Source organism: Archangium sp. (assembly GCF_036389735.1).
In the GTDB taxonomy this organism is placed as follows: Bacteria; Myxococcota; Myxococcia; order Myxococcales; family Myxococcaceae; genus Archangium.
In genome coordinates this window covers 23,813-42,605 of sequence record NZ_DASVWK010000198.1, presented here as the reverse complement: position 1 = coordinate 42,605, position 18,793 = coordinate 23,813, and the positions used below count along the sequence as shown (strand labels likewise).

Below are 18,793 nucleotides of genomic sequence, written 5' to 3'. Positions count from 1 at the left end.
CGCGTGCCTCCTCGCCGTCCGAGCGCTACGGTGCGCACCCCATGAGCCGCTCCCGTTCCAAGCGAATGGATTTCCTCCACGAGTTCGAGGGCCCGCAGGTGCTCGATGGGCTGCTGGATCTCGCGGGGACCTCCCACGACACCCTGACGGTGCTGACGCACATGAGGCAGGCGCATGCCGAGGGCCGCCCCTCGCAAGAGGTGATTCCCAGCCTCTTCGAGCGCGAGCCCCGCTTCGAGTCCCCCGACCTGGCGCGCCGCCTCTTCCAGAACCTGCTGGGCCTGTGGGACATGGTCCAGGAAGGCAAGTCGGTCCGCCTGGAGGACGGCCCCCGGCCCCCGCGCCCGAAGAAGCAGAAGACCGAGCCGCCCAAGCCCTTCGCCCCGGACGAGCCGGACACGGCATTCGTGGAGGCGGCCTGGCGTTATCTGGAAGACGACGAGAAGGCGCGCACCCGGCTGCACGATGCGTTCGAAAACAAGCAGGACGCGCTGCTGGGTGAACTTGACGCCGCGGGGCTCACCGACGAAGGATACGCTGTCGCCCGTCACCTGCTCTTCGAGCTGCACGGCATGCTGGAGCTCGGCTGGCCGCAGGGGCTCGCGAGCGTGCCCGCGGTGGCGATGCGAGAAGACAAGGGTACGGAGGCTCCCCCCGTGCCCGCGGCCCTCACCGCGTACGCGGACGAGGCGCTGTTCGAGGCGGAGCAGGACGAGGAGCACCCCCTGTCACCCCAGGAGCTGGAGAAGGTCCGCCCCCTGGTGAAGCGCGGCATGGTGGCGCTGTGGAGTGCTCGGAAGGGAAGATGAAGAATGGCACGTGACAATGACGATGATCGGGGCGGCGGGGGCTTCTCCGGCAAGCGGACGAAGACCTGGCGCGAACTCGACGCGTCGCGCGGCAAGGGCCGCGGCCACACCTCACGGCAAGACGACCCGGCGCAGCAGCGCATCGAGCGCAGCGCGTCCTACCAGAAGTACAAGGCGGCGGCGGACTCGCTCTTCACGGGTGGGGAGCTGCCGGAGGGTCTGGCCAAGACGTTCGACCCGGAGGGCAAGCGCAAGGCCCAGAAGCAGGCCATGCAGAAGCTGATGGAGTCCGCCGAGGATCCGCGGGCCTGGGCGCAGGGCGTGCTGGACTACCTGGAGAAGTACCCCGAGCTGCCGGAGGATCCCTACTTCCTGGACAGCCTGCTGGGCCACCCGCGCGAGCGCATCGTCGACAAGGCGCTGGTCAAGCTGGAGGGGCTGGAGGCGGAGGGCAAGCTGGTGAAGACGAAGGTGCCCAGGAGCCTGGATCAGCGGCTGAAGGGAATCGAGATCACCAGCCTGGACCCGGACATGCAGAGCCGGGCCAAGATGCTGCGCGAGAAGCTGCGCGCCTGAGAAGGGCTCAGCGGTTGATGACGAAGCCACAGGCGGAGTCGAGCACCACCTTCGCCCCCGTCAGCGCCGTCAGCAACCGCTCGTAGTGCATGCGCTCGGCGGAGAGCTGCGCCTCCACCGCCGCCGCCTCCAAGCCCTGGTGCGTCAGCGACAGCCGCATCCGCTCCAGTGCCGCGTCCCGCTCGGCTTCGATCGCCTTGCGCGCCCGCCCCTGCAGCTTCGTCAGCTCCGCCTCGGCCGCCTTCTGCGCCACCGGCACGCCGTTCTCCACGAAGGCGCCGAAGCCCGGGAACATGCGCAATAGCTCGTCGCCCTTGAGCGACTTGCCCTCGGCCTCCAGCGCGGAGAGCACCGCGGTGTCCGCCTTCGGGCCCGTGGGGCCTTCCACCACCGCCACGTGCAACAGCGTCCGATCCAGGAACCGGGCGATCTGCCGGCTCGGCACGCGCGCACCCGGCGAGGTGTCCTCGGGCTCGGGGAGCTGCACGTGGTAGAGCAGCTCCACGCCCTTGGCCTTCATCGGCCCCCGCTTCTCGATGAAGCGTGCCCCGCTGCGCCCGTACGGCCCGTCCCGCAGGAAGCCGAACAGTGCCTCGACGATGGGATGGCCCGTCGCGAAGTACTCCAGCTCCTCGGCCTCCACCGCCGTGTCGCGCCAGAAGGAGCCCAGCACCGTCCGGTCCTCGGTGATGTCGATGCCCGGCAACCCCTCCACCTTCAGCGCGTGGCCGAAGTGCAGGGCGCACTGGAAGGCATCCACCTGCTCGTCCGTGTCCACGCCGATGCCCACCCGGCGCGCCAGCTCCGTCACCGACTCCTCGAGCCGCTCGTCGAGGTCTCTCGCCACGCTCCACAGGCCTTCCTCGAGGCTCGACTCCTCCTCCTCGTCGGCCTCCACGCCCATGCGCTCCTGGGCGCGCGTCACCAGCCGCGCCACCGCCTCGCGGTCGAACGAGCGGATGTCCAGCAGCGGGTCATACGCGCGCTTCACGTGCGCCCGAGCCGTCTCCACCTTCTGCTTCAGCTCCGAGGCGTATGCCACCCGTGACTCGCGTGGCAGCAGCGCCAGCTCCGCGAGCCGGGCCTCCACCTCCTCCAACACCGCGTCCAGGCCCCCCACCGTCTCGCCGAACACGCCCACCGCGTCCGCCAGCAGCATCAGCACGTCCGAGGCCAGCGTGCCCGCCGGGTCGAAGACGTGGATCTCCACCGGGTGGTTCTGTCCGATGCGGTCCAGGCGCCCGATCCGCTGCTCCACCGTCGACGGGCTCCACGGCAGATCGTAGTGCACCAGGTGGTGGGCGAACTGGAAGTTGCGGCCCTCGCCGCCGACCTCGGTGCACAGCAGCACCTTGGGGCCCTCGGGGTCGCGGAAGCGCGCCACCTGCCGGTCCCGCTCCACCATGTCCAGGTCGCCATGGTACGCGAGCGCTTCGATGCCCTCGCGCCCCAGCTCCGCGCGCAGGGCCTCCAGGGTGTCGCGGCTCTCGGTGAAGACGAGCACCTTGGCGTTGGGCTCCGAGCCCCACACCCCGCGCAGCACCCCCAGGAAGGTGCTGAACTTCGCATCGCGCGAGGGCAGCTTGAGGCTGTCGGCCACGCCGGCCAGGGACTTGTTGGTGCGCAGGGCCTCACCGAAGGCGGCGGGGCTGGACTCCAGCCGGCGCAGCAGGTTGCCCAGCGGCGCGCCGCGCAGGTTCGAGGAGGCGAGCGCGGCCAGGGCGGCGTCACGCGTCTTCAGCTCCTCGGCGGACAGCGTCACCGGGTGGCGGTGCAGGCGCCGCGTGGAGAAGCCGCCCACCACCGCGCGCCGGTTGCGCACCAGCCGGTCCGACAGGCTGTACGTCTCCGCCAGGTGCTGGAGCAGCGCGTCGCGCTCCTCGAGCCCCTGGAGCTTCGGATCCTCCGGGAAGCGCGCGGCCAGGGCCTTCACCGCGCCCGCCGCGTCCTTGCCCTCCAGCAGCCCGCGCACCGCGGCGCTCAGCTCCTCCTGGCGCGCCAGCCGCTGCTCGAAGCCCTTCACCGTGGGCGCCGTGGCCGCGTCGATGAGCGTGAGCAGCCCGTGGTACTCCGCCGGATCCAACTGCATGGGCGTGGCCGTCAGCAGCAGCAGGCCCCAGCTGTTGCCCGCCAGGCCCTCGGCGGCCTCGAAGGCCTTCTCGCCCTTGAGGTGGTGCGCCTCGTCGATGATGACCAGGTCCCAGAAGGCGCCCTCGTCGGCCACGGCACGCCGGTGCTCCTCGCCGCGCGCGAGCATCTCCAGGCTCGTCACCACCAGGGGGAAGCGCGCCCACGGCGACACCGTGGGCATCTCCTTGAGGGACTGCGCGTAGCGGTCCGAGTCCATCAACGTGAAGAGCTGGTTGAACTTGTGGAAGAGCTCCACCAGCCACTGCACGGAGAGGTGGCTGGGGGCCACCACCAGCACGCGCCGGGCGAGGCCCGACAGGCGCAGGGCGCTGAACACCATGCCCGCTTCGATCGTCTTGCCCAGGCCCACCTCGTCGGCGAGCACGAAGCGCGGCCGGCGCGCGCTCAGCACGCGCTGCACCACGCCCACCTGGTGCGGCTTCACCATCACCCGGCTGGCCAGCAGCGCGCCCAGCGCGTCACACCGCCGCTCGTCGTCCAGCACCAGCGCCTGCTTGCGCAGGGCGAAGGCGCGCGAGTCCCCCACCCGGCCCTCGCGCAGCGTGGAGAGCAGGTCCGAGCGCGGCGCGAGCGCGTGCAGCTCCGACTCGGGCATCTCGTCCTCGCCCCCCCCGTCCGCGTAGCGGATGACGTAGCGGCGCAGACCCCGGGCGCCTTCCTCCTCGCCCAGCACGGTGGCGCGCCGGCCCTTGGCCGTCTGCACCGGCTCGCCCTTGGAGAGCGCGTAGTGCACCAGGGCGCCCCCCTTGGTGGACACCAGCACCGGGTCTCCCTCCCGGGCGGGGAAGAGGACGAGCGCCTTGGCGCCCTCCTCCTGAAGCGACACGAGGTGCCCCACGCCCCACTCGGGCTGGGGGAGATAGCGGACCTTGTTGCCTGGAACGAGGGACATGGTCTGGAGCGGAACCTTCGAGAATCGTTGAAAAGAGGGTCCGCACATAACCTCGGGACATCCCCGATGCCATCCCGCGAACCCCTTGAATTCCGGGGTGGCCTCGTACTCCGGGGCGATGCGGCTGTCACCAATTGGACACCGACCTGTCCGCGAGGGTGATGTCTCGACACCCCCGCCCCAGGCAAGGTGGACGAGCCTGCGGCCCGACGATGGGGCCACTGGGGGGGAAAGCCACATGACGGATCTGCTCGTGGAGAACGCGCGGCTGCGCGCCCAGCTCCAGGCGGCCCTGGAATTGGTGGGCGAGGCCGCGCACGACCTGGGCACCCCATTGATGTCGCTCCAACTCCGCCTGCACCGGCTGCGCACCCTCCTGCCGCCCGATACCCAGGCCCGGGAGGGGCTCGCCAGCGCCGAGCGCGAGGCGACCCGCATGGGCCGGCTGGTGCATGACCTGTTGGACCTCTCGCGCCTGTCCGCCGGCCGGCTCTCGCTGGAGTTGGAGGAGTTGGACCTGGCCGCCCTCGCGCACGAGGTGGCCGAGCGCTTCGCCGACCAGGCCGCCGCCGGGGCCGCCCCGCTGGTGCTGCACACGTCCGGCCCGGTGCGCGGCCTCTGGGACCGGCAGCGACTGGACCGCGTGGCCACCAACCTGTTGAGCAACGCCCTCAAGTTCGGCCAGGGCCAGCCCGTCGAGGTGCACGTCCTCGCCGAGGGCTCCCGCGTCCGCCTCGTGGTACGCGACCACGGCATGGGCATCCCCCTCGAGTCCCAGGGGCGCCTCTTCCGTCGCTTCGAGCGTCTGGGCGATACCGGACACCCCGGCTCCGGGCTCGGCCTCTACATCGTCCGCCAGCTCGTCGAGGCCCACGGCGGCACCGTCCACGTCTCCAGCCGCCCCGGCGACGGCGCCACCTTCACCGTCGAGCTCCCTTCCTCGCCTCCTTGACTGACGCGCTGCGTCCTTTTCCACATCTGACGCGGCGCTTCCTCCAGAACCGCACACATGGAACTTCGCGGAAACCTGAATCTTTACCCCGGAAGTTGAAATTCCAGATGAAAACCCTCTATTCTGTCGTTGCGCGAATAAAGCTGTTTCCTGAGTAACAGGGGATCGCTCGGAAGCCAGCGGTGAGGACCGGGCCGGTCCAGGCGGGGGTCGCTGGCGCGAAGTGAAGCCCGGGCGTGTCCGCGCCCGTCGCAACGACTGCAAGGAGGGGACGCCATGAGCGGAAATGGAGCACTGTGTGTGCCGTCGGAGTCGTCTGTCCGCACCCCGGGTCTGAAGCACTCCCGGCGCGGCCTGTGGCTCGCGGCCCTGGCTCTGTTCGGCACGGCCTGCACCCAGCAGGACGGGGCCTCCGGGACCTCCTCCAGCGCCATCGCCCAGAACGTGGACGAGGTCGCGGCCATGCGCCCCGCGCCCGCCCAGCAGCAGCCCGTGGGACTCGCGCTCGAGGTGGACAACGGGGCCGGCGTTCCCCTGCGCGTCAAGGCCGGGCAGAGCTTCTTCATCAACCAGTTGGACGTGCGCGCCGCCATCCAGACCGCGGTGGACCAGGGCGTGGATGGGCTGCGCACCACGGGCGACTTCGCCTCGCTGGCCTGGCAGGGCGTGAAGCTGGAGGACGATGACCGCCTCCTGGCCGCCAACCCGGACGGCACCTTCACCCGCCGCCGCTTCTTCCGCGCCGCCCACTGGATGGAGCAGCCCAGCGTCTTCACCGTGCAGCCCGTGGACGCCCAGGGCCGCCCCACCGGCAAGGCCCTGCCGCTTCACATCGGCAGCGGTGACCAGCGCAAGTCCAACGACGACTTCTTCATCCGCCGCCTGCGCGCCATCCAGTGGGCCCATGACTGCCGCTCCGGCCAGGAGTGCACGGGCGCCACCCGCTTCACCGAGGAGGCCCTCGTCGAGGTGCGCAACGCTCGCACCGGCTATGCGACCTTCACCTTCTCCCCGGACACCCGTGCCCTGCACTTGAGCTGGTCGGCGCGCCCCGGCGCCCCCTACGTCATCCCCGTGGAGCAGGTGGAGAGCCCGGCCTGGTCCTACGGCTTCGCCATCGACATCAAGCCCGTCACCCCGCCGCGCGCGGATGGCACCTACGCCCCCGGGTCGGCGGTGACCTTCCAGATGACGCTCAAGGACGGGGCAGGCAAGCCCCTGCACCCGGCCGGCAAGCTGCCCACCTACTTCGAGTTCCTCGCGGGGCAGAATGAGTCCGGCATCCAGTACTATCGGGGCTTTTCCGAGCCGTCCGCCACGTACTATCGTCGCAAGCATCGCGAGCGTAACTTCTCGGTGTCCTTCATCGGTCCTGCCCAGCGCATTCAGCCCATCCGCAGCATCGTCGAGTTGGAGTCCTTCCTGGGCCCCGAGGACGTCATCACCATTGCCACGCCCGAGCAGGATGGCGTCTTCGGCCAGGCCATGACGATGCCCCCGGCGAACGACCTCTTCGGAGGCGCCTTCGACCCGACGCACGCGGGCTGGGCCGCGCCCGTGAGCGACTCCTGGACGAACAAGATTCCGGCCAACGCCGAGCCCGGCACCTACCTGGTGACGGTGAAGGCCCGCCGCGTCTACCTGGGCGAGGACGTCCCCGCCACCCGCACCATCGAAATCCAGGTGGGCACGACCCAGCACACCGAGGCGAAGCTCACCACCGGCCCCTGCAACACCTGCCACGCCCAGGGCGGCGAGCTGGGCAAGGTGCTGCACGCCAACGACGACCGCGCCACGTGCACCACCTGCCACGCCCCGCTCTCCTTCGAGCTGGAGGGGCCCGTCGCGGTGCGCACCCACTTCGTCCACTCGCGCGGCCGCTTCGACGCGCCGCTGGCCAAGTGCTCCTCCTGCCACCTGACGCAGGAGAGCACCGAGCGCACCAGCAAGGCCGCCTGCCTCTCGTGCCACAAGAGCTACCCCTCCTCCCACGTGGAGAAGTTCGGGCCCATCGAGAACATGTACGTGGGCGGCGGGCGTGAGTCCTTCCAGCAGTGCACCGGCAGTTGTCACAAAACCCACCCGGGCAGCGGCTTCTAGCGCCGCCGCCCGCCCCCCGGAGGTCTCCTTGGCGATCGTGAAGATGCAGACGGCCCGCACCACGCAGTCGGATCCCATCGCGGCCGCCGAGGACCTCATCAGACAGTTGGAAGGGGGAGCGACCCCCCGGCTCGTCACCCTCTTCGCCTCGCGGGACCGCGACCAGCTCGCGCTCAACCGCGCCGTGCGCGAGCGGCTCCCCGCGGGCACTCGCCTGGTGGGCGCCACCACCGGCGGCGAGCTGGACAACCAGGGCATCTACCAGGGCAGCGTAGTGCTGGGCGCGCTCTCCGGTGACTTCGAGGTGGGCCTGGGCCTGGGCACCGGCCTGTCCGTGGACGCGGTGGGCGCCGGCGGCACCGCCATGAAGCGCGCCGCACAGGACCTGGGCGTGCGCCAGCAGGACATCGACCCGCGCAAGTACGTGGGCCTCGTCATCGACGACGGCTTCCGTTACAAGAAGGAGGAGCTGCTCCTCGGCATCCTCGAGAAGAACCCCACGCTCATCCTCGTGGGCGGCGGCGCCTCCGACCACGAGCTGGACCCGGCCAGGTGTTCCGCCCTCCTCCATGTGGACGGCGAGGTGGCCACGGATGGCGTGCTGGTGGCCCTCTTCAAGACGAGCGCCCCCTGGGCCGCCCTGCGCTCGCACTGGTACCAGCCCACCGGTGAGCGCGTCATCATCACCAAGGTGGACGAGAGCGCCCAGCGCGCCCTGGAGATCGACGGCAAGCCGGCCGCCCTGCGCTACTCCGAGCTGCTCGGCGTCCCCGTGGAGGAGCTGGAGTACGGCAAACCCCGGGGCTTCGCCGGCCACCCCACCGCCCTCAAGGTGGGCCGCGAGTACTTCATCCGCGCCCCCTGGAAGGCGCTGCCCGACAACTCCATCGTCTTCGCCAACCTCCTGGAGGAGGGCACCGAGCTGGAGCTGATGAAGGTGGGCGACATGGCCGCCGCCACCCGCGCCTTCTTCCAGGAGGAGCTGCCCCGCCGCGTCCAGAACCCCCAGGCCGCCCTGCTTTTCCATTGTGGCGGACGCATGTACTATTCCCATACGACTGGAACGACGGCGCAACTGGCCGACACCTTGCGCCACGCACCCACGGCGGCTGGAATGAATGTGCACTTCGAAATCTATTCGGGGTTCCACATCAACACGACGCTGACGGTTCTGGCGTTCGGGGGAAATTGACCGATGAGCACACAGGCTCTTGCTATGCCGGGCGCTGAGCTGCCCCGACTGCTCTTCGTCACGAGCGAAGGTGAGTCCACGCAGATCCTGGAGCTGCTACGCCGCGCGGGCCTGGAGGTGGCCGCCGAGCGCGTGTCCACTCCCGAGGAGCTGAAGGCGGCGCTGGAGAAGTCCTGGGATCTGGCCCTGTGCGGCGAGCTGCCGGGGCTGGGCTTCCGCGAGGTGGCGCCGCTGCTGCGCGAGAAGGCGCCCGAGCAGCCCTTCCTCGTGCTCGCCTCCCGCTGGGACGAGGCGCAGATGCACGTGGCCATGGAGGAGCTCGGCGCCAGCAGCTACCTGGAGCTGGACCGGCTCTCGCTGGTGGTACCCGTGGTGCGCCGCGAGCTCAAGCGCATCATCGAGCGCCGTCAGCACCAGGAGGCCGAGGCCGAGCAGCGGCGCTCGCGCTGGCTGCTCGAGCAGGTCGTCGACAACCTCCCCTTCGTCCTCTTCGCCAAGGACGCCAAGGAGCGGCGCTTCCGGGTCATCAACAAGACCCTGGCCGACAGCTTCCAGCTCTCCAAGGAGGAGCTGATCGGCAAGCGGGATCATGACTACATGCCCGCGGAGATCGCCGACACCTTCGTCGCCATCGATACGGAGATCATCGAGACGAAGCGGATGAAGACCTTCGAGGAGGTGGCGCTCAAGGGCACGGAGGAGCGCATCTTCGCCACCCGCAAGCTGCCGCTGCTGGACGAGGCCGGTGAGGTCCGCTACGTGCTGGGCATCACCGACGACGTCACGGATCGCAAGCGCGCCGAGGAGAACCTGCGCAAGTCCCAGGCCGAGCTGCAGCAGGCCAACAAGCTGCTGGCGGAGAACCTGGAGGAGCTCAAGAAGAGCCGCGCCGTGTCCGCGCGCACGCTGGCCAGCTACCAGCAGCGCGCCCTGCAGATGGAGATCATCCGTCAGCAGAACGAGGATCTGGATCGGCTGGCCACGGAGCTGGCCATCGCCAAGCGCAACGAGGAGGAGCGCGCGCGCGAGGCCGAGTCCTCCGCCCGCCTCAAGAGCGAGTTCCTCGCCAACTTCAGCCATGAGATCCGCACGCCGCTCAACGGCATCATCGGCTACTGCGACCTGCTGGCGCGCGAGGAGGGCAGCCGCCTCACCGCGCACGGCCGGCGCGACCTCAACGTGGTGAAGAAGAACGCCCAGACGCTGCTGGCGCTCATCAACGACATCCTGGACCTGTCGAAGATCGAAGCCGGCCGCGCCGAGGTGGTGGTCGAGCGCGTGGACATGCAGGAGATGGCCGAGGACTGCACCTCCACGGTGAAGGAGTACCTCAAGGGCAAGGACGTCGAGCTCACCGTCAACATCGACGAGCGGGTGCAGTACGTGCGCACCGACGCGCTCAAGCTGCGCCAGGTGCTCCTCAACCTGCTGTCCAACGCGGCCAAGTTCACCGAGTCCGGAGAGATCGCCCTCAGCGCGCGCGTGGAGGGCAACGAGGCCGTCTTCACCGTGGAGGACACGGGCGTCGGCATCCCCGCCGACCAGCTGCCCTTCATCTTCGAGAAGTTCCGCCAGGTGGACGGCTCCTCCACGCGCAAGGTGGGTGGCACCGGCCTGGGGCTGGCCATCGTCCGGGAGCTGAGCAAGGTGCTCGGCGGCTCGGTGGAGGTGCAGAGCATCCTCGGCCGCGGCACCACCTTCACGGTGCGGCTGGCCGGCGTGCTCGAGGGCGACACCATGGGCCAGGCGCGCGAGCTGGACAAGCCCGTGGCCGTGCAGGACGTGGGGGCCACGCTCGCCCCCATGGTCAAGGGCGGCACCATCCTGGTGGTGGATGACGACCTGCTCGTGCAGCAGCTCGTCGCCGGGCAGCTCGGGCCGGCGGGCTTCCAGGTGGTGACGGCCTCCGACGGCCTGGAGGCGCTGAAGAAGGCCCGCGAGATCCGCCCGCAGGCCATCGTGCTCGACATCTACCTGCCCCGGCTGGACGGCTGGAGCGTGCTGTCCACGCTCAAGAGCGAGCCGGACCTGGCGCGCATCCCCGTCATCATCATCTCCGTGGAGGAGCAGCGCGCGCGCGGCTTCTCGCTGGGCGCCTGCGAGTACCTCGTCAAGCCCATCGAGCCGGATCATCTGGTGGACGTGGTGCGCCGCAGCATCAACACCCCCACCGGCGCCGGCGAGGTGCTGGTGGTGGATGACGACTCCTCCACCCGAGAGCTCGTCAGCCGCTCCCTGCGCCGCGCCGGTTTCTCCACCACCGAGGCCCATAACGGAGAGGACGCCATCCTGAAGGCGCGCGTCTCCCCGCCCACGCTCGTGGTGTTGGACTTGATGATGCCCAACCTGGACGGCTTCGAGGTGCTGCGCCGCATGCGCGCCGAGAAGCTCAACGTCCCGGTGGTGGTGCTCACCGGAAAGACCCTCACCAACGAGGAGCAGTCCGTGCTGCGCGACGGCTTCGCTGGCTTCGTGCAGAAGGGCGGCCACGCGCTCGAGGACGTCATCGGCCAGGCCAAGGGCGTGCTGCTCAAGAATAGCGCCCAGCGGGCCGGCCGCCTGCCCCGCATCCTCTACGTGGAGGACAACGCGCAGAACCGCGACATCGTCCGCCGCTACCTCGGGGGCCTCTTCGAGGTGCTGGAGGCCGAGGACGGTGAGCACGGCGTCGAGCGCGCCTCGCGCGACTCGCCGGACCTCATCCTGATGGACCTGTCGCTGCCTCGCATCGACGGCTGGGAGGCCACCCGGCGTCTGCGGCAGCTGCCCGCGGCGGCCTCCATCCCCGTCATCGCCGTCACGGCCCACGCCGGGCGCGAGTACCAGGACAAGGCAACGGCCGCGGGCTGCACCGCCTACATGACCAAGCCCCTGGATCGCGATCAGTTGCTCGACATGATCCGCAAGCATCTGGGGAGCAGTCATGGTTGATGCGGCACCCAACAAGGTCCGTGTGCTCGTGGTGGACGATGATCCAGACCAGCTTGATCTCGTCCGCCGCACCTTGAGCCCCCACGGCTTCGAGGTGCAGACGCACAACTCGGCGCTGGGCGTCTCCAACCTCGTGCGCAGTGGCGAGCCGGACCTGGTGCTGCTGGACGTGAACTTCCCCGCGCTCAAGGGCGACCAGGTGGTGAGCCTGGCCCGCCGCTACGCGCCCCAGGGGACGAAGTTCGTCCTCTACTCGGCGTCGGACGAGGCCCGGCTGCGCTCGCTCGCGCTGGCTGCCGGCGCGGACGGCTACCTCTCCAAGAGTGTCCAGGGGGCCGACCTCATCCGGAAGCTCACCGCCATCCGGAACCAGGGCCGCACCAAGGCTGTCTGAGGTTTCCCCGGGCGACCCAAACGACGGGCCAGGGCAGGGTGGGACGTTCCCTGCCCCAGCCCGGGGGACATTGGACAACACGGCCGCGCGAAGGCGCACTGGAGGGAGACAGGTACGCCCGCGAGCCGGCACCGCCAGAGGATGATGGCGGGCCTGGATTGAAGCTGTGCTCGCGGGGGTGGTTCACCAACGGTCGCGGGTACAACACCCCACGGGACAACGCCGCCCCGGGGCCTAGGGGTGCTGCATGGGAATCTCGGAGCGCGGCACCCCCATCTGGAGGGCCAGCATGGCCATCTCCACCCGGTTGTTCACCCCGAGCTTGCGGTAGAGGTTGGAGACGTGGGCCTTCACCGTGCGCTCGGTGATGTCCAGGCGGGCGGCGATCTGCAGGTTGTCGGCGCCAGAGGCCACGAAGCCCAGCACCTCGCGCTCACGCAGGGTGAGCCGACCCAGCATGTTGCCGCGCTCATCCCGGGCGGCCGGCTGCGTCTGTTCCACGAACTCCGGCGGCACGAGCCACTCGCCCCGGGCCACCCGCTCCACCGCGGACACCACCTCGTCGCAGCTCACGTTGAGCTTGCACAGGTAGCCAGCGGCCCCGGCCTGGAAGCAGCGCTCCAGCAGCGGCAGGTCCCGGTAGGACGTGAGGACGAGCGAGCGGATGTCCGGATGTCGCTCCCGGAGCACCTCCACCACGCGGAGGCCGTCATCCACCTCATGACTCGTCGTGCTCTCGAGCCGCACATCGACGAGCACCACATCCGGCTTCGTCTCCTCGACCTGCGCCAGGAACCCTTGCGCACGCCCATCCCGAGCGACCACCTGCATCCCAGCGGCTTCGAACAGCGATATCAGGCTCTCTCGGAAGATCTGCTGATCCTCCAGGATGGCCAACCGAATGCTTCCCGACTCCATATGAGGGACTCCTTGCTCACGCCCTCCAGCCCTTACTCAAACCCATTGAAACCTGAATGGATTCTAAGCGGGGGACTGTACGCGCGGTACCTCTCCCTTCCCGGCCGGGCACAAGTATGTCCACCAGCAGGCATCCACCATCGAACATCTGTCAGGAGGGCGAGCGGCGAACCAGGAGCCAGGTGGCCTACTCCAAGTGCAATGAAGCGCCCGCGAACGACACCCGCACGCGGCCGATCTGCTCCACCACCACCTTGCGGCTGCCGGGGAGCACGTGGAGGCGGACACAGCAACCCGCCACGTAGGTGCGCAGGCCATCCCCGTCGGGTTGGGCCATCAGGCTCCAGCGCGGATCCTGCGGAGGCAGGTACTCGGCGATCTCCGCGATGCGCTCGAGGTGCTCCTGGAGCGAGGCGCGGATGGGTAGAGGCAACTCCTCGAAGAGAGGAGTCAGGGGTCGGTCGATGTGAATGGAGAAAGACATTTGTCTCCACTCTTGGCAGCGCCGCGCTGAATGGGAATTGTACCAGTGAACATAGCCGCCCCGCGCGTCCGCTTCCCCCCAGCTTCTCAGAAACCCGACCCCGGATGATCCGCTCCGGCCCCCTCCAGATGCTCGCCGATGCCGTCTTCTCCGGCTTTGCCCGGCTCACTGGACTCTTCGCACCGGGTTCTTACCGGGATTGCACGACTCCCTGGACTGCGGACGTCCAATTTCGGGCCTCCCGGCTTCCTTCGCGAGGGGGCAGGCATCACACTTGTCGGGACGGGACGGTATGCTCACCTCCCGCCGCAGCCCCTCGGCTGCTCCGGAAACCATCTCTGCTCAACTCCAAAGGGAGCCCCCATGTCCGAGAGCGAGAACAAGATTCGTGTCCTCGTGGTGGACGACGATGTGGACCAGCTCATGTTGCTGGAGCGCACACTGAACGCGTACGGCTTCGAGGTCCGAACCCACCGCTCCTCACTGGGTGTGTCCAACCTGGTGCGCAATGCGATCCCGGACCTGGTGCTGCTGGACGTGAACATCCCGGCACTCAGCGGTGACAAGGTGCTGGCGCTGGCGCGCAATCAGGCGCCGGCCACCACGCGCTTCATCCTCTATTCGGCCTCGGACGAGTCCAAGCTGCGCTCGCTGGCGCTGTCCTCGGGCGCGGACGGCTACATCTCCAAGAGCGTCCAGGGCGAGGCGCTGGCCCGCAAGCTCATCAGCATCTACAAGAAGAGCAAGCTGCCGGCGGCGAGCGCCCGCTAGGGCCCGCCCGCGCCCCGGCCGCTGTCCCCGGGGCGCTCACAGCAGCGCGGCGACCTCCTCGAAGACGCGGCGGAAGTCTCCGTTCGCGCCAATCAGTCGCAGGTTCTGCGCCAGTCCCCCGGTGGAGCGGAAGAACATCACCGCCTCGGCCGGCGGGCGGATTTTCAGGAAGCGGGGCGCGTTGCGCGCGAAGTGCAGCTTCATGTCGCGGGTGATGGAACACGCGGCGTAGTCGTACGGCGAGGAGCGCATGGGCCGGCCGGCGATGCGCAGGATCTCCTGGATGAGGTCGGCGGCCTCGGCGTCCGGCAACTCCGTGGTGAAGCCCACCTCGCGGCTCAGCCCGAGCACGTCCATGGACTCCAGCCGCACGGCGTGCAGGAACATGCGCCGGTTGGCGTCCACGAAGCGCGGGGTGAAGCGCTTGATGGAGCCGAAGTCCAAGAGCCCCAGCCGCCCGTCCTCCAGCACCATGAAGTTGCCCGGGTGCGGATCGGCGTGCATCTCCCCGTGGGTGAAGAAGGGGCCGTAGATGGCGAGGATGAGCAGGCGCGCCACACGGAAGCGCTCGGCGGAGGAGGGCTCGGAGACGACCCAGTCCTTGAGGGTGCGCCCCTGGAGCAGCTCCAGGGTGAGCACGCGGCCGGTGGTGCGCTCGGGGATGACCTCGGGCACCTTGAGCTCCGGCAGGCCCGCCACGCTGCGGGCGAAGCCCGTGCACAGCTCGGCCTCGCGGCGGTAGTCCGTCTCCAGCAACATCTCCTCGCGCAGCTCACGGAAGTAGGCGGTGCCATCCGTGAGGCGCGAGGCCTTGGACATCGTCTTCACCACCAGCCCGAGGTTCTCCATGTCCCCGACCAGCGTCTCGGCGATGCCGGGGTACTGCACCTTCACCGCCACGGGCCGGCCATCGTGCAGTACCGCGCGGTGCACCTGCCCCAGCGACGCGGCGGCGAGTGGCTGGCGCTCGAACTCGCGGAAGAGGACCCCGGGGGCGTCCCCCAGCTCCTCGCGCACCACGCGCGCCACCACCTCGTAGGGCATGGGCGGGGCCTCGTTCTGGAGGCGGGCGATGACCTGGCGCACCTCGGGGGAGAGGAACTCCGTGTCCATGGACACGACCTGGCCGAGCTTCATGGCCGCGCCCTTGAGCTCTCCCAGGGTGGAGACGAGCTTCTCGGCGGCGGCCTTGCTGAGCAGCTCGGGCTCCTGACCAACGAGCCGCTTCGCCCCACTCATGAGGACGTCCGCGCCAAGCTGCGCGGAGAGGCCGGCCAGCTTGCGGAAGCGGGAGAGACGGCCTTGGGTGGGGAGCTTGTCGTCGACGTCGGAGGGGTCGGAGGCCATGCGTGCGCGGCGATACTAACGGTGGGCCGCGGTCGACGCACTGGGACGAACCCTCGCCTTCACGGCATGCCAACGCTTGAGTGCTTCCAGGTGGAGCGGATCCACCCGCAGGGCGGCCTCGTAGGCGGAGAGGGCCTCGGAGAGCCGTCCGGCGGAGCGGAAGACGTCACCCGAGGCCAAGTGCAGCACGGAGTGCCCTTCCGTCTGGGGATGGCGCGCGATGTAGCGGCGGCGGCACGCCTCCAGGGTGGTGACGGTGAGGCCGGCGGCGAGGCAGCGCAGCACCCCACCCACGTTGTGCAACTCCGCGTCGTACTCCACGCGCCGCTCCACGTGGCCAAGCACGAGGAGCGCCTCGGCCACCCGGGCGAGCGCCCGCTGGACGAGGTCCCGCTGGGCGGGCGACAGGGGGAGCGTGAGCAGGGGCTCCAGGCGGTTGCGAGCCTCGCGAGCGTGGGTGCGGACCGTGTCGGCGTCGGCGTCCCGGGGCAGTCCCAGCACCGCGTAGTGGTCTCCCGCGAGGCGGTGGCGGAACTCGCGCAGCACGGGCTCGGCGCGGGCATCGTCCTGGAGCGGTGCGGAAGGCGTGGTCGCGGCGGGCTTCTCCCCCGCGACCAGTCGGGCGAAGGTCTGCTGGAAGGCGGCGGTGGTGTCGCGCAGCTCCACGCCGAAGCCCGGGACCATGTTCCACGCCTGGGCCTGCTCGGCCGTCACGTGGCGCACCACCTGGCCGGTGCAGGCCAGCTCGCCACCGGGCAGCCGCAGCAAGAGCGACACGTCCTCGAGGAGGGGCGGCGGCGGGTTGCCCGTGCGCAGGACGAGCCCGGTGCGGCCCACGCGCTCGCACGGGTACTCGCGCACGCCCAGGGAGCCATGCACCGGCACGCGCGCGGTGAAGAGGCCGGACTCCGGAAGGGGTGGGGGCGTGCGCGCCGCGGCGAGGGAAGCCTCCAGCGCGGCGCGCATCTGCGAGGCGGTGGAGAAGCGCGCCTCGGGCTGCTTGGCGAGGGCACGCAGCAGCACCGCGGAGAGCGCGGGAGGAATCCCCGGGCGCACCTCGTGAGGCGGGCGCGGAATCTGCTGGAGGTGGGCCACCAGGATCTCCGCGGCGCTGCGGCCGGTGAAGGGCGCGCCGCCAGTGAGCAGTTGGTAGCCGAGTACCCCCACGGCGTAGAGGTCGGTGCGCGCGTCCACCTCCTGACCGCCACACTGCTCGGGGGCCATGAACTCCGGGGTGCCCATGAGCACGCCGGTGCGGGTGGGCGTCTCCCCGTCGGAGCCGACGAGCCGCTTGGCGATGCCGAAGTCGAGCAGCTTCACCCGCTGGCGCCCCTGGGGGCCCTGCACGAGGAAGACGTTGGCGGGCTTGAGGTCGCGGTGGATGATGCCGTGCGCGTGCGCGGCGCCGAGCGCGTCACACACCTGGGCGAGCAGATCCACCACCAGCCGGGGCTCCAGCGGCCCGCGCGCGAAGGCGGCGAGGCTCTGCCCCTCCAGGTACTCCATGACGAAGTAGGGGCGGCCCTCGCGGGTGTCGAGGTCGTACACGGTGACGACGTTCTCGTGCTGCACGAGGCTCATCGCGCGCGCCTCGGCCAGGAAGCGGGAGACGAGCTCCGGCTCCTCGGCGAGGTGGCGGTGGAGCACCTTCACCGCGACGCGCTTGGGGATGAGGACATGCTCGGCGAGCAGCACCGTCCCCATGCCTCCGCGACCCACCTCGCGCTGCGCCATGAAGCTACCGAAGCGCTGACCGACGAGCCGCTCTCCGCCGCGCTCGCCCGTGGGCGGGAGCGTCGGGGGCTGTGGCACCTCGTCCCGGGCCCGCAGCAAGGTAGGGCACTCCGCCAGTTCCGGATGGGCGAGGTGGCAGGAGCAGCTCGGGGAGGAGTGGGGTTTCACGGCACTTTTCTTCTCTTGCCAACTTCATGCCGACGAGCGGGCAAGCACTTCGCGGACTTGGAGTGTCGGGAAGTGGTTGGAAGCCCCAGCCTCCAGGACACTATCGGCGCGCATCCCCTGATTCCGTGGTGCGGGGAGTGGACGGCGAGGCTGTAAAAAGTGGCGAAGCCGGGCTGAAAGTCCTACAGGTTTCCGCGCCCCTCATGCTCCCACCCACCGATCTGCTGATCCTCGTCGGAGCCGCGCTGCTGGCGGGAGCGCTCAACGCGGTGGCGGGCGGGGGCAGCTTCTTCACGGTGCCGGCGATGGTGGTGCTGGGCATCAACCCGGTGGTGGCCAACGCGACGAGCACGGTGGTGCTGTGGCCGGCGTCGGTGGCGAGCGCGTGGGCCTACCGGCGCGAGGTGGCGCAGGTGAAGCGCGAGGCGCTGTCACTGGGAGGGGTGAGCGCGGTGGGAGGGCTGGCCGGAGCGCTGCTGCTGGTGGGGACACCGGGAGAGGTGTTCCTGCGGGTGCTGCCCTTCCTGCTGCTGGTGGCGACGCTGCTGTTCACGTTCGGCAACCGGCTGAAGGCGGTGCTGGGAGCGCACGCGGGAGAGCGAGGCGGACGGCTGGCGGCGCTCGGGCTCCAGGGGTTCATCGCGGTATACGGCGGCTACTTCGGCGGGGGCATCGGGCTGATGATGCTGGCCGGGCTGGCGCTGCTGGGGATGACGGACATCCACCGGATGAACGGGCTGAAGACGCTGCTCAGCAGCCTCATCAACGCGCTGGCCGTGGTGACGTTCGTGCTGTCGGGGGTGGTGGACTACCCCCTGGCGCTGGTGATGGTGACGAGCGCGGTGGTGGGCGGCTTCCTGGGCGCGGTGTGGGCGCGGAAGCTGGACCCGAGGTGGGTGCGGGGCTTCGTCATCGCCGTGGGCTGGTCGATGACGGCGTACTTCTTCCTGCGCACCTGGTGAAACCCGAGACCCGGCTCAGTGCCTGTGGACGGCCAGGAGGTTGGAGGGCTTGGAGACCGTGTCTTCCTCCTCCTGCTCGATGTCGAGCACGGAGACGGTGCGACAGGACTCATCCACCTCGTAGAGGACGGCATACCCCTCCACGACGCAGCGCAGCAGCGGCAGGTCGGTGGCGCCGAGCTTCAACCAGAGCGGGTTGAGGGGCGGAGCGACCTCGGCCAGCTGGGCGATGTCATCGATGCGCCGATGCAATCGCTCGACGAGCTCTGACGGGAGCGCCTTCAAGGTGCTCCACAGCTCCACGGGGATATGGACGCGGTAGGCCATTGCCGCCGAGATGGCCATTGTCCCGCGGAGCGACAAGTGGGGGGCTGCGCATTTCCTGACAAGGAAAGTGTTCCGGGGCTGGGGC

At 69.7% G+C, this 18,793-nt stretch carries 15 protein-coding genes; 9 read left to right on the top strand and 6 right to left on the bottom strand.

The window, feature by feature from the left end:
- Nucleotides 1–41: 41 nt before the first annotated feature.
- Both VF794_RS07500 and VF794_RS07495 read left to right on the top strand, forming a co-directional pair.
- Nucleotides 42–809, top strand: a complete 768-nt coding sequence (locus tag VF794_RS07500) for a hypothetical protein (protein WP_331108494.1) — start codon at nucleotides 42–44, stop codon at nucleotides 807–809.
- Nucleotides 810–812: 3 nt separating this feature from the next.
- Nucleotides 813–1,385: a hypothetical protein gene (locus VF794_RS07495; protein ID WP_331108493.1), complete on the top strand. Its 573-nt coding sequence runs from the start codon at nucleotides 813–815 to the stop codon at nucleotides 1,383–1,385.
- Between the two features lie 7 nt (nucleotides 1,386–1,392).
- Here the strand turns inward: VF794_RS07495 and VF794_RS07490 are convergent, their stop codons facing one another.
- Nucleotides 1,393–4,428, bottom strand: coding sequence for a helicase-related protein (locus VF794_RS07490; protein ID WP_331108492.1), 3,036 nt, complete (start codon nucleotides 4,426–4,428; stop codon nucleotides 1,393–1,395).
- Nucleotides 4,429–4,666: 238 nt separating this feature from the next.
- Here VF794_RS07490 and VF794_RS07485 point away from each other — a divergent pair, with 238 nt between their 5' ends.
- The 5 genes from VF794_RS07485 to VF794_RS07465 all read left to right on the top strand — a co-directional run bounded on the left by VF794_RS07485 (nucleotide 4,667) and on the right by VF794_RS07465 (nucleotide 11,997).
- A complete protein-coding gene (locus VF794_RS07485; protein WP_331108491.1) occupies nucleotides 4,667–5,380 on the top strand; it encodes a HAMP domain-containing sensor histidine kinase in 714 nt (237 codons plus the stop codon).
- A 276-nt stretch (nucleotides 5,381–5,656) separates the two neighbouring features.
- Complete coding sequence (locus tag VF794_RS07480; RefSeq protein WP_331108490.1) at nucleotides 5,657–7,480, top strand: cytochrome c3 family protein; 1,824 nt, start codon at nucleotides 5,657–5,659, stop codon at nucleotides 7,478–7,480.
- A gap of 28 nt (nucleotides 7,481–7,508) precedes the next feature.
- Nucleotides 7,509–8,672 (top strand): FIST signal transduction protein, encoded by a 1,164-nt coding sequence (locus VF794_RS07475; protein ID WP_331108489.1) that lies wholly within the window; start codon nucleotides 7,509–7,511, stop codon nucleotides 8,670–8,672.
- A 3-nt stretch (nucleotides 8,673–8,675) separates the two neighbouring features.
- Entirely contained in the window at nucleotides 8,676–11,603 is a 2,928-nt protein-coding gene (locus tag VF794_RS07470; protein WP_414640882.1) for a response regulator, read from the top strand.
- A complete protein-coding gene (locus tag VF794_RS07465) occupies nucleotides 11,596–11,997 on the top strand; it encodes a response regulator (protein WP_331108488.1) in 402 nt (133 codons plus the stop codon). The genes VF794_RS07470 and VF794_RS07465 overlap by 8 nt, the downstream gene beginning before the upstream one ends.
- A gap of 234 nt (nucleotides 11,998–12,231) precedes the next feature.
- Here the strand turns inward: VF794_RS07465 and VF794_RS07460 are convergent, their stop codons facing one another.
- Together VF794_RS07460 and VF794_RS07455 are read right to left on the bottom strand one after the other, a co-directional pair.
- Nucleotides 12,232–12,915, bottom strand: a complete 684-nt coding sequence (locus VF794_RS07460) for a response regulator transcription factor (RefSeq protein WP_331108487.1) — start codon at nucleotides 12,913–12,915, stop codon at nucleotides 12,232–12,234.
- Between the two features lie 187 nt (nucleotides 12,916–13,102).
- Nucleotides 13,103–13,399: a hypothetical protein gene (locus tag VF794_RS07455; protein WP_331108486.1), complete on the bottom strand. Its 297-nt coding sequence runs from the start codon at nucleotides 13,397–13,399 to the stop codon at nucleotides 13,103–13,105.
- A gap of 363 nt (nucleotides 13,400–13,762) precedes the next feature.
- On the opposite strand from VF794_RS07455, the gene VF794_RS07450 reads away from it, so the two are divergent.
- Nucleotides 13,763–14,170 carry a response regulator gene (locus VF794_RS07450; protein WP_331108485.1) on the top strand — a complete coding sequence of 136 codons (408 nt, stop codon included), beginning with the start codon at nucleotides 13,763–13,765 and terminating at the stop codon, nucleotides 14,168–14,170.
- A 36-nt stretch (nucleotides 14,171–14,206) separates the two neighbouring features.
- Here the strand turns inward: VF794_RS07450 and VF794_RS07445 are convergent, their stop codons facing one another.
- On the bottom strand, nucleotides 14,207–15,517 hold the full coding sequence (locus VF794_RS07445; protein ID WP_331108484.1) for an AarF/ABC1/UbiB kinase family protein: 1,311 nt from the start codon (nucleotides 15,515–15,517) through the stop codon (nucleotides 14,207–14,209).
- Between the two features lie 15 nt (nucleotides 15,518–15,532).
- The gene (locus VF794_RS07440; RefSeq protein WP_331108483.1) at nucleotides 15,533–17,419 is read right to left on the bottom strand and encodes a protein kinase domain-containing protein; all 1,887 of its coding nucleotides are present in this window, start codon (nucleotides 17,417–17,419) and stop codon (nucleotides 15,533–15,535) included.
- Nucleotides 17,420–17,622: 203 nt separating this feature from the next.
- Here VF794_RS07440 and VF794_RS07435 point away from each other — a divergent pair, with 203 nt between their 5' ends.
- On the top strand, nucleotides 17,623–18,381 hold the full coding sequence (locus tag VF794_RS07435) for a sulfite exporter TauE/SafE family protein (protein WP_331108482.1): 759 nt from the start codon (nucleotides 17,623–17,625) through the stop codon (nucleotides 18,379–18,381).
- A gap of 15 nt (nucleotides 18,382–18,396) precedes the next feature.
- On the opposite strand, the gene VF794_RS07430 is transcribed toward VF794_RS07435, so the two are convergent.
- Nucleotides 18,397–18,708 carry a hypothetical protein gene (locus VF794_RS07430; RefSeq protein WP_331108481.1) on the bottom strand — a complete coding sequence of 104 codons (312 nt, stop codon included), beginning with the start codon at nucleotides 18,706–18,708 and terminating at the stop codon, nucleotides 18,397–18,399.
- Between the last annotated feature and the right edge of the window lie 85 nt (nucleotides 18,709–18,793).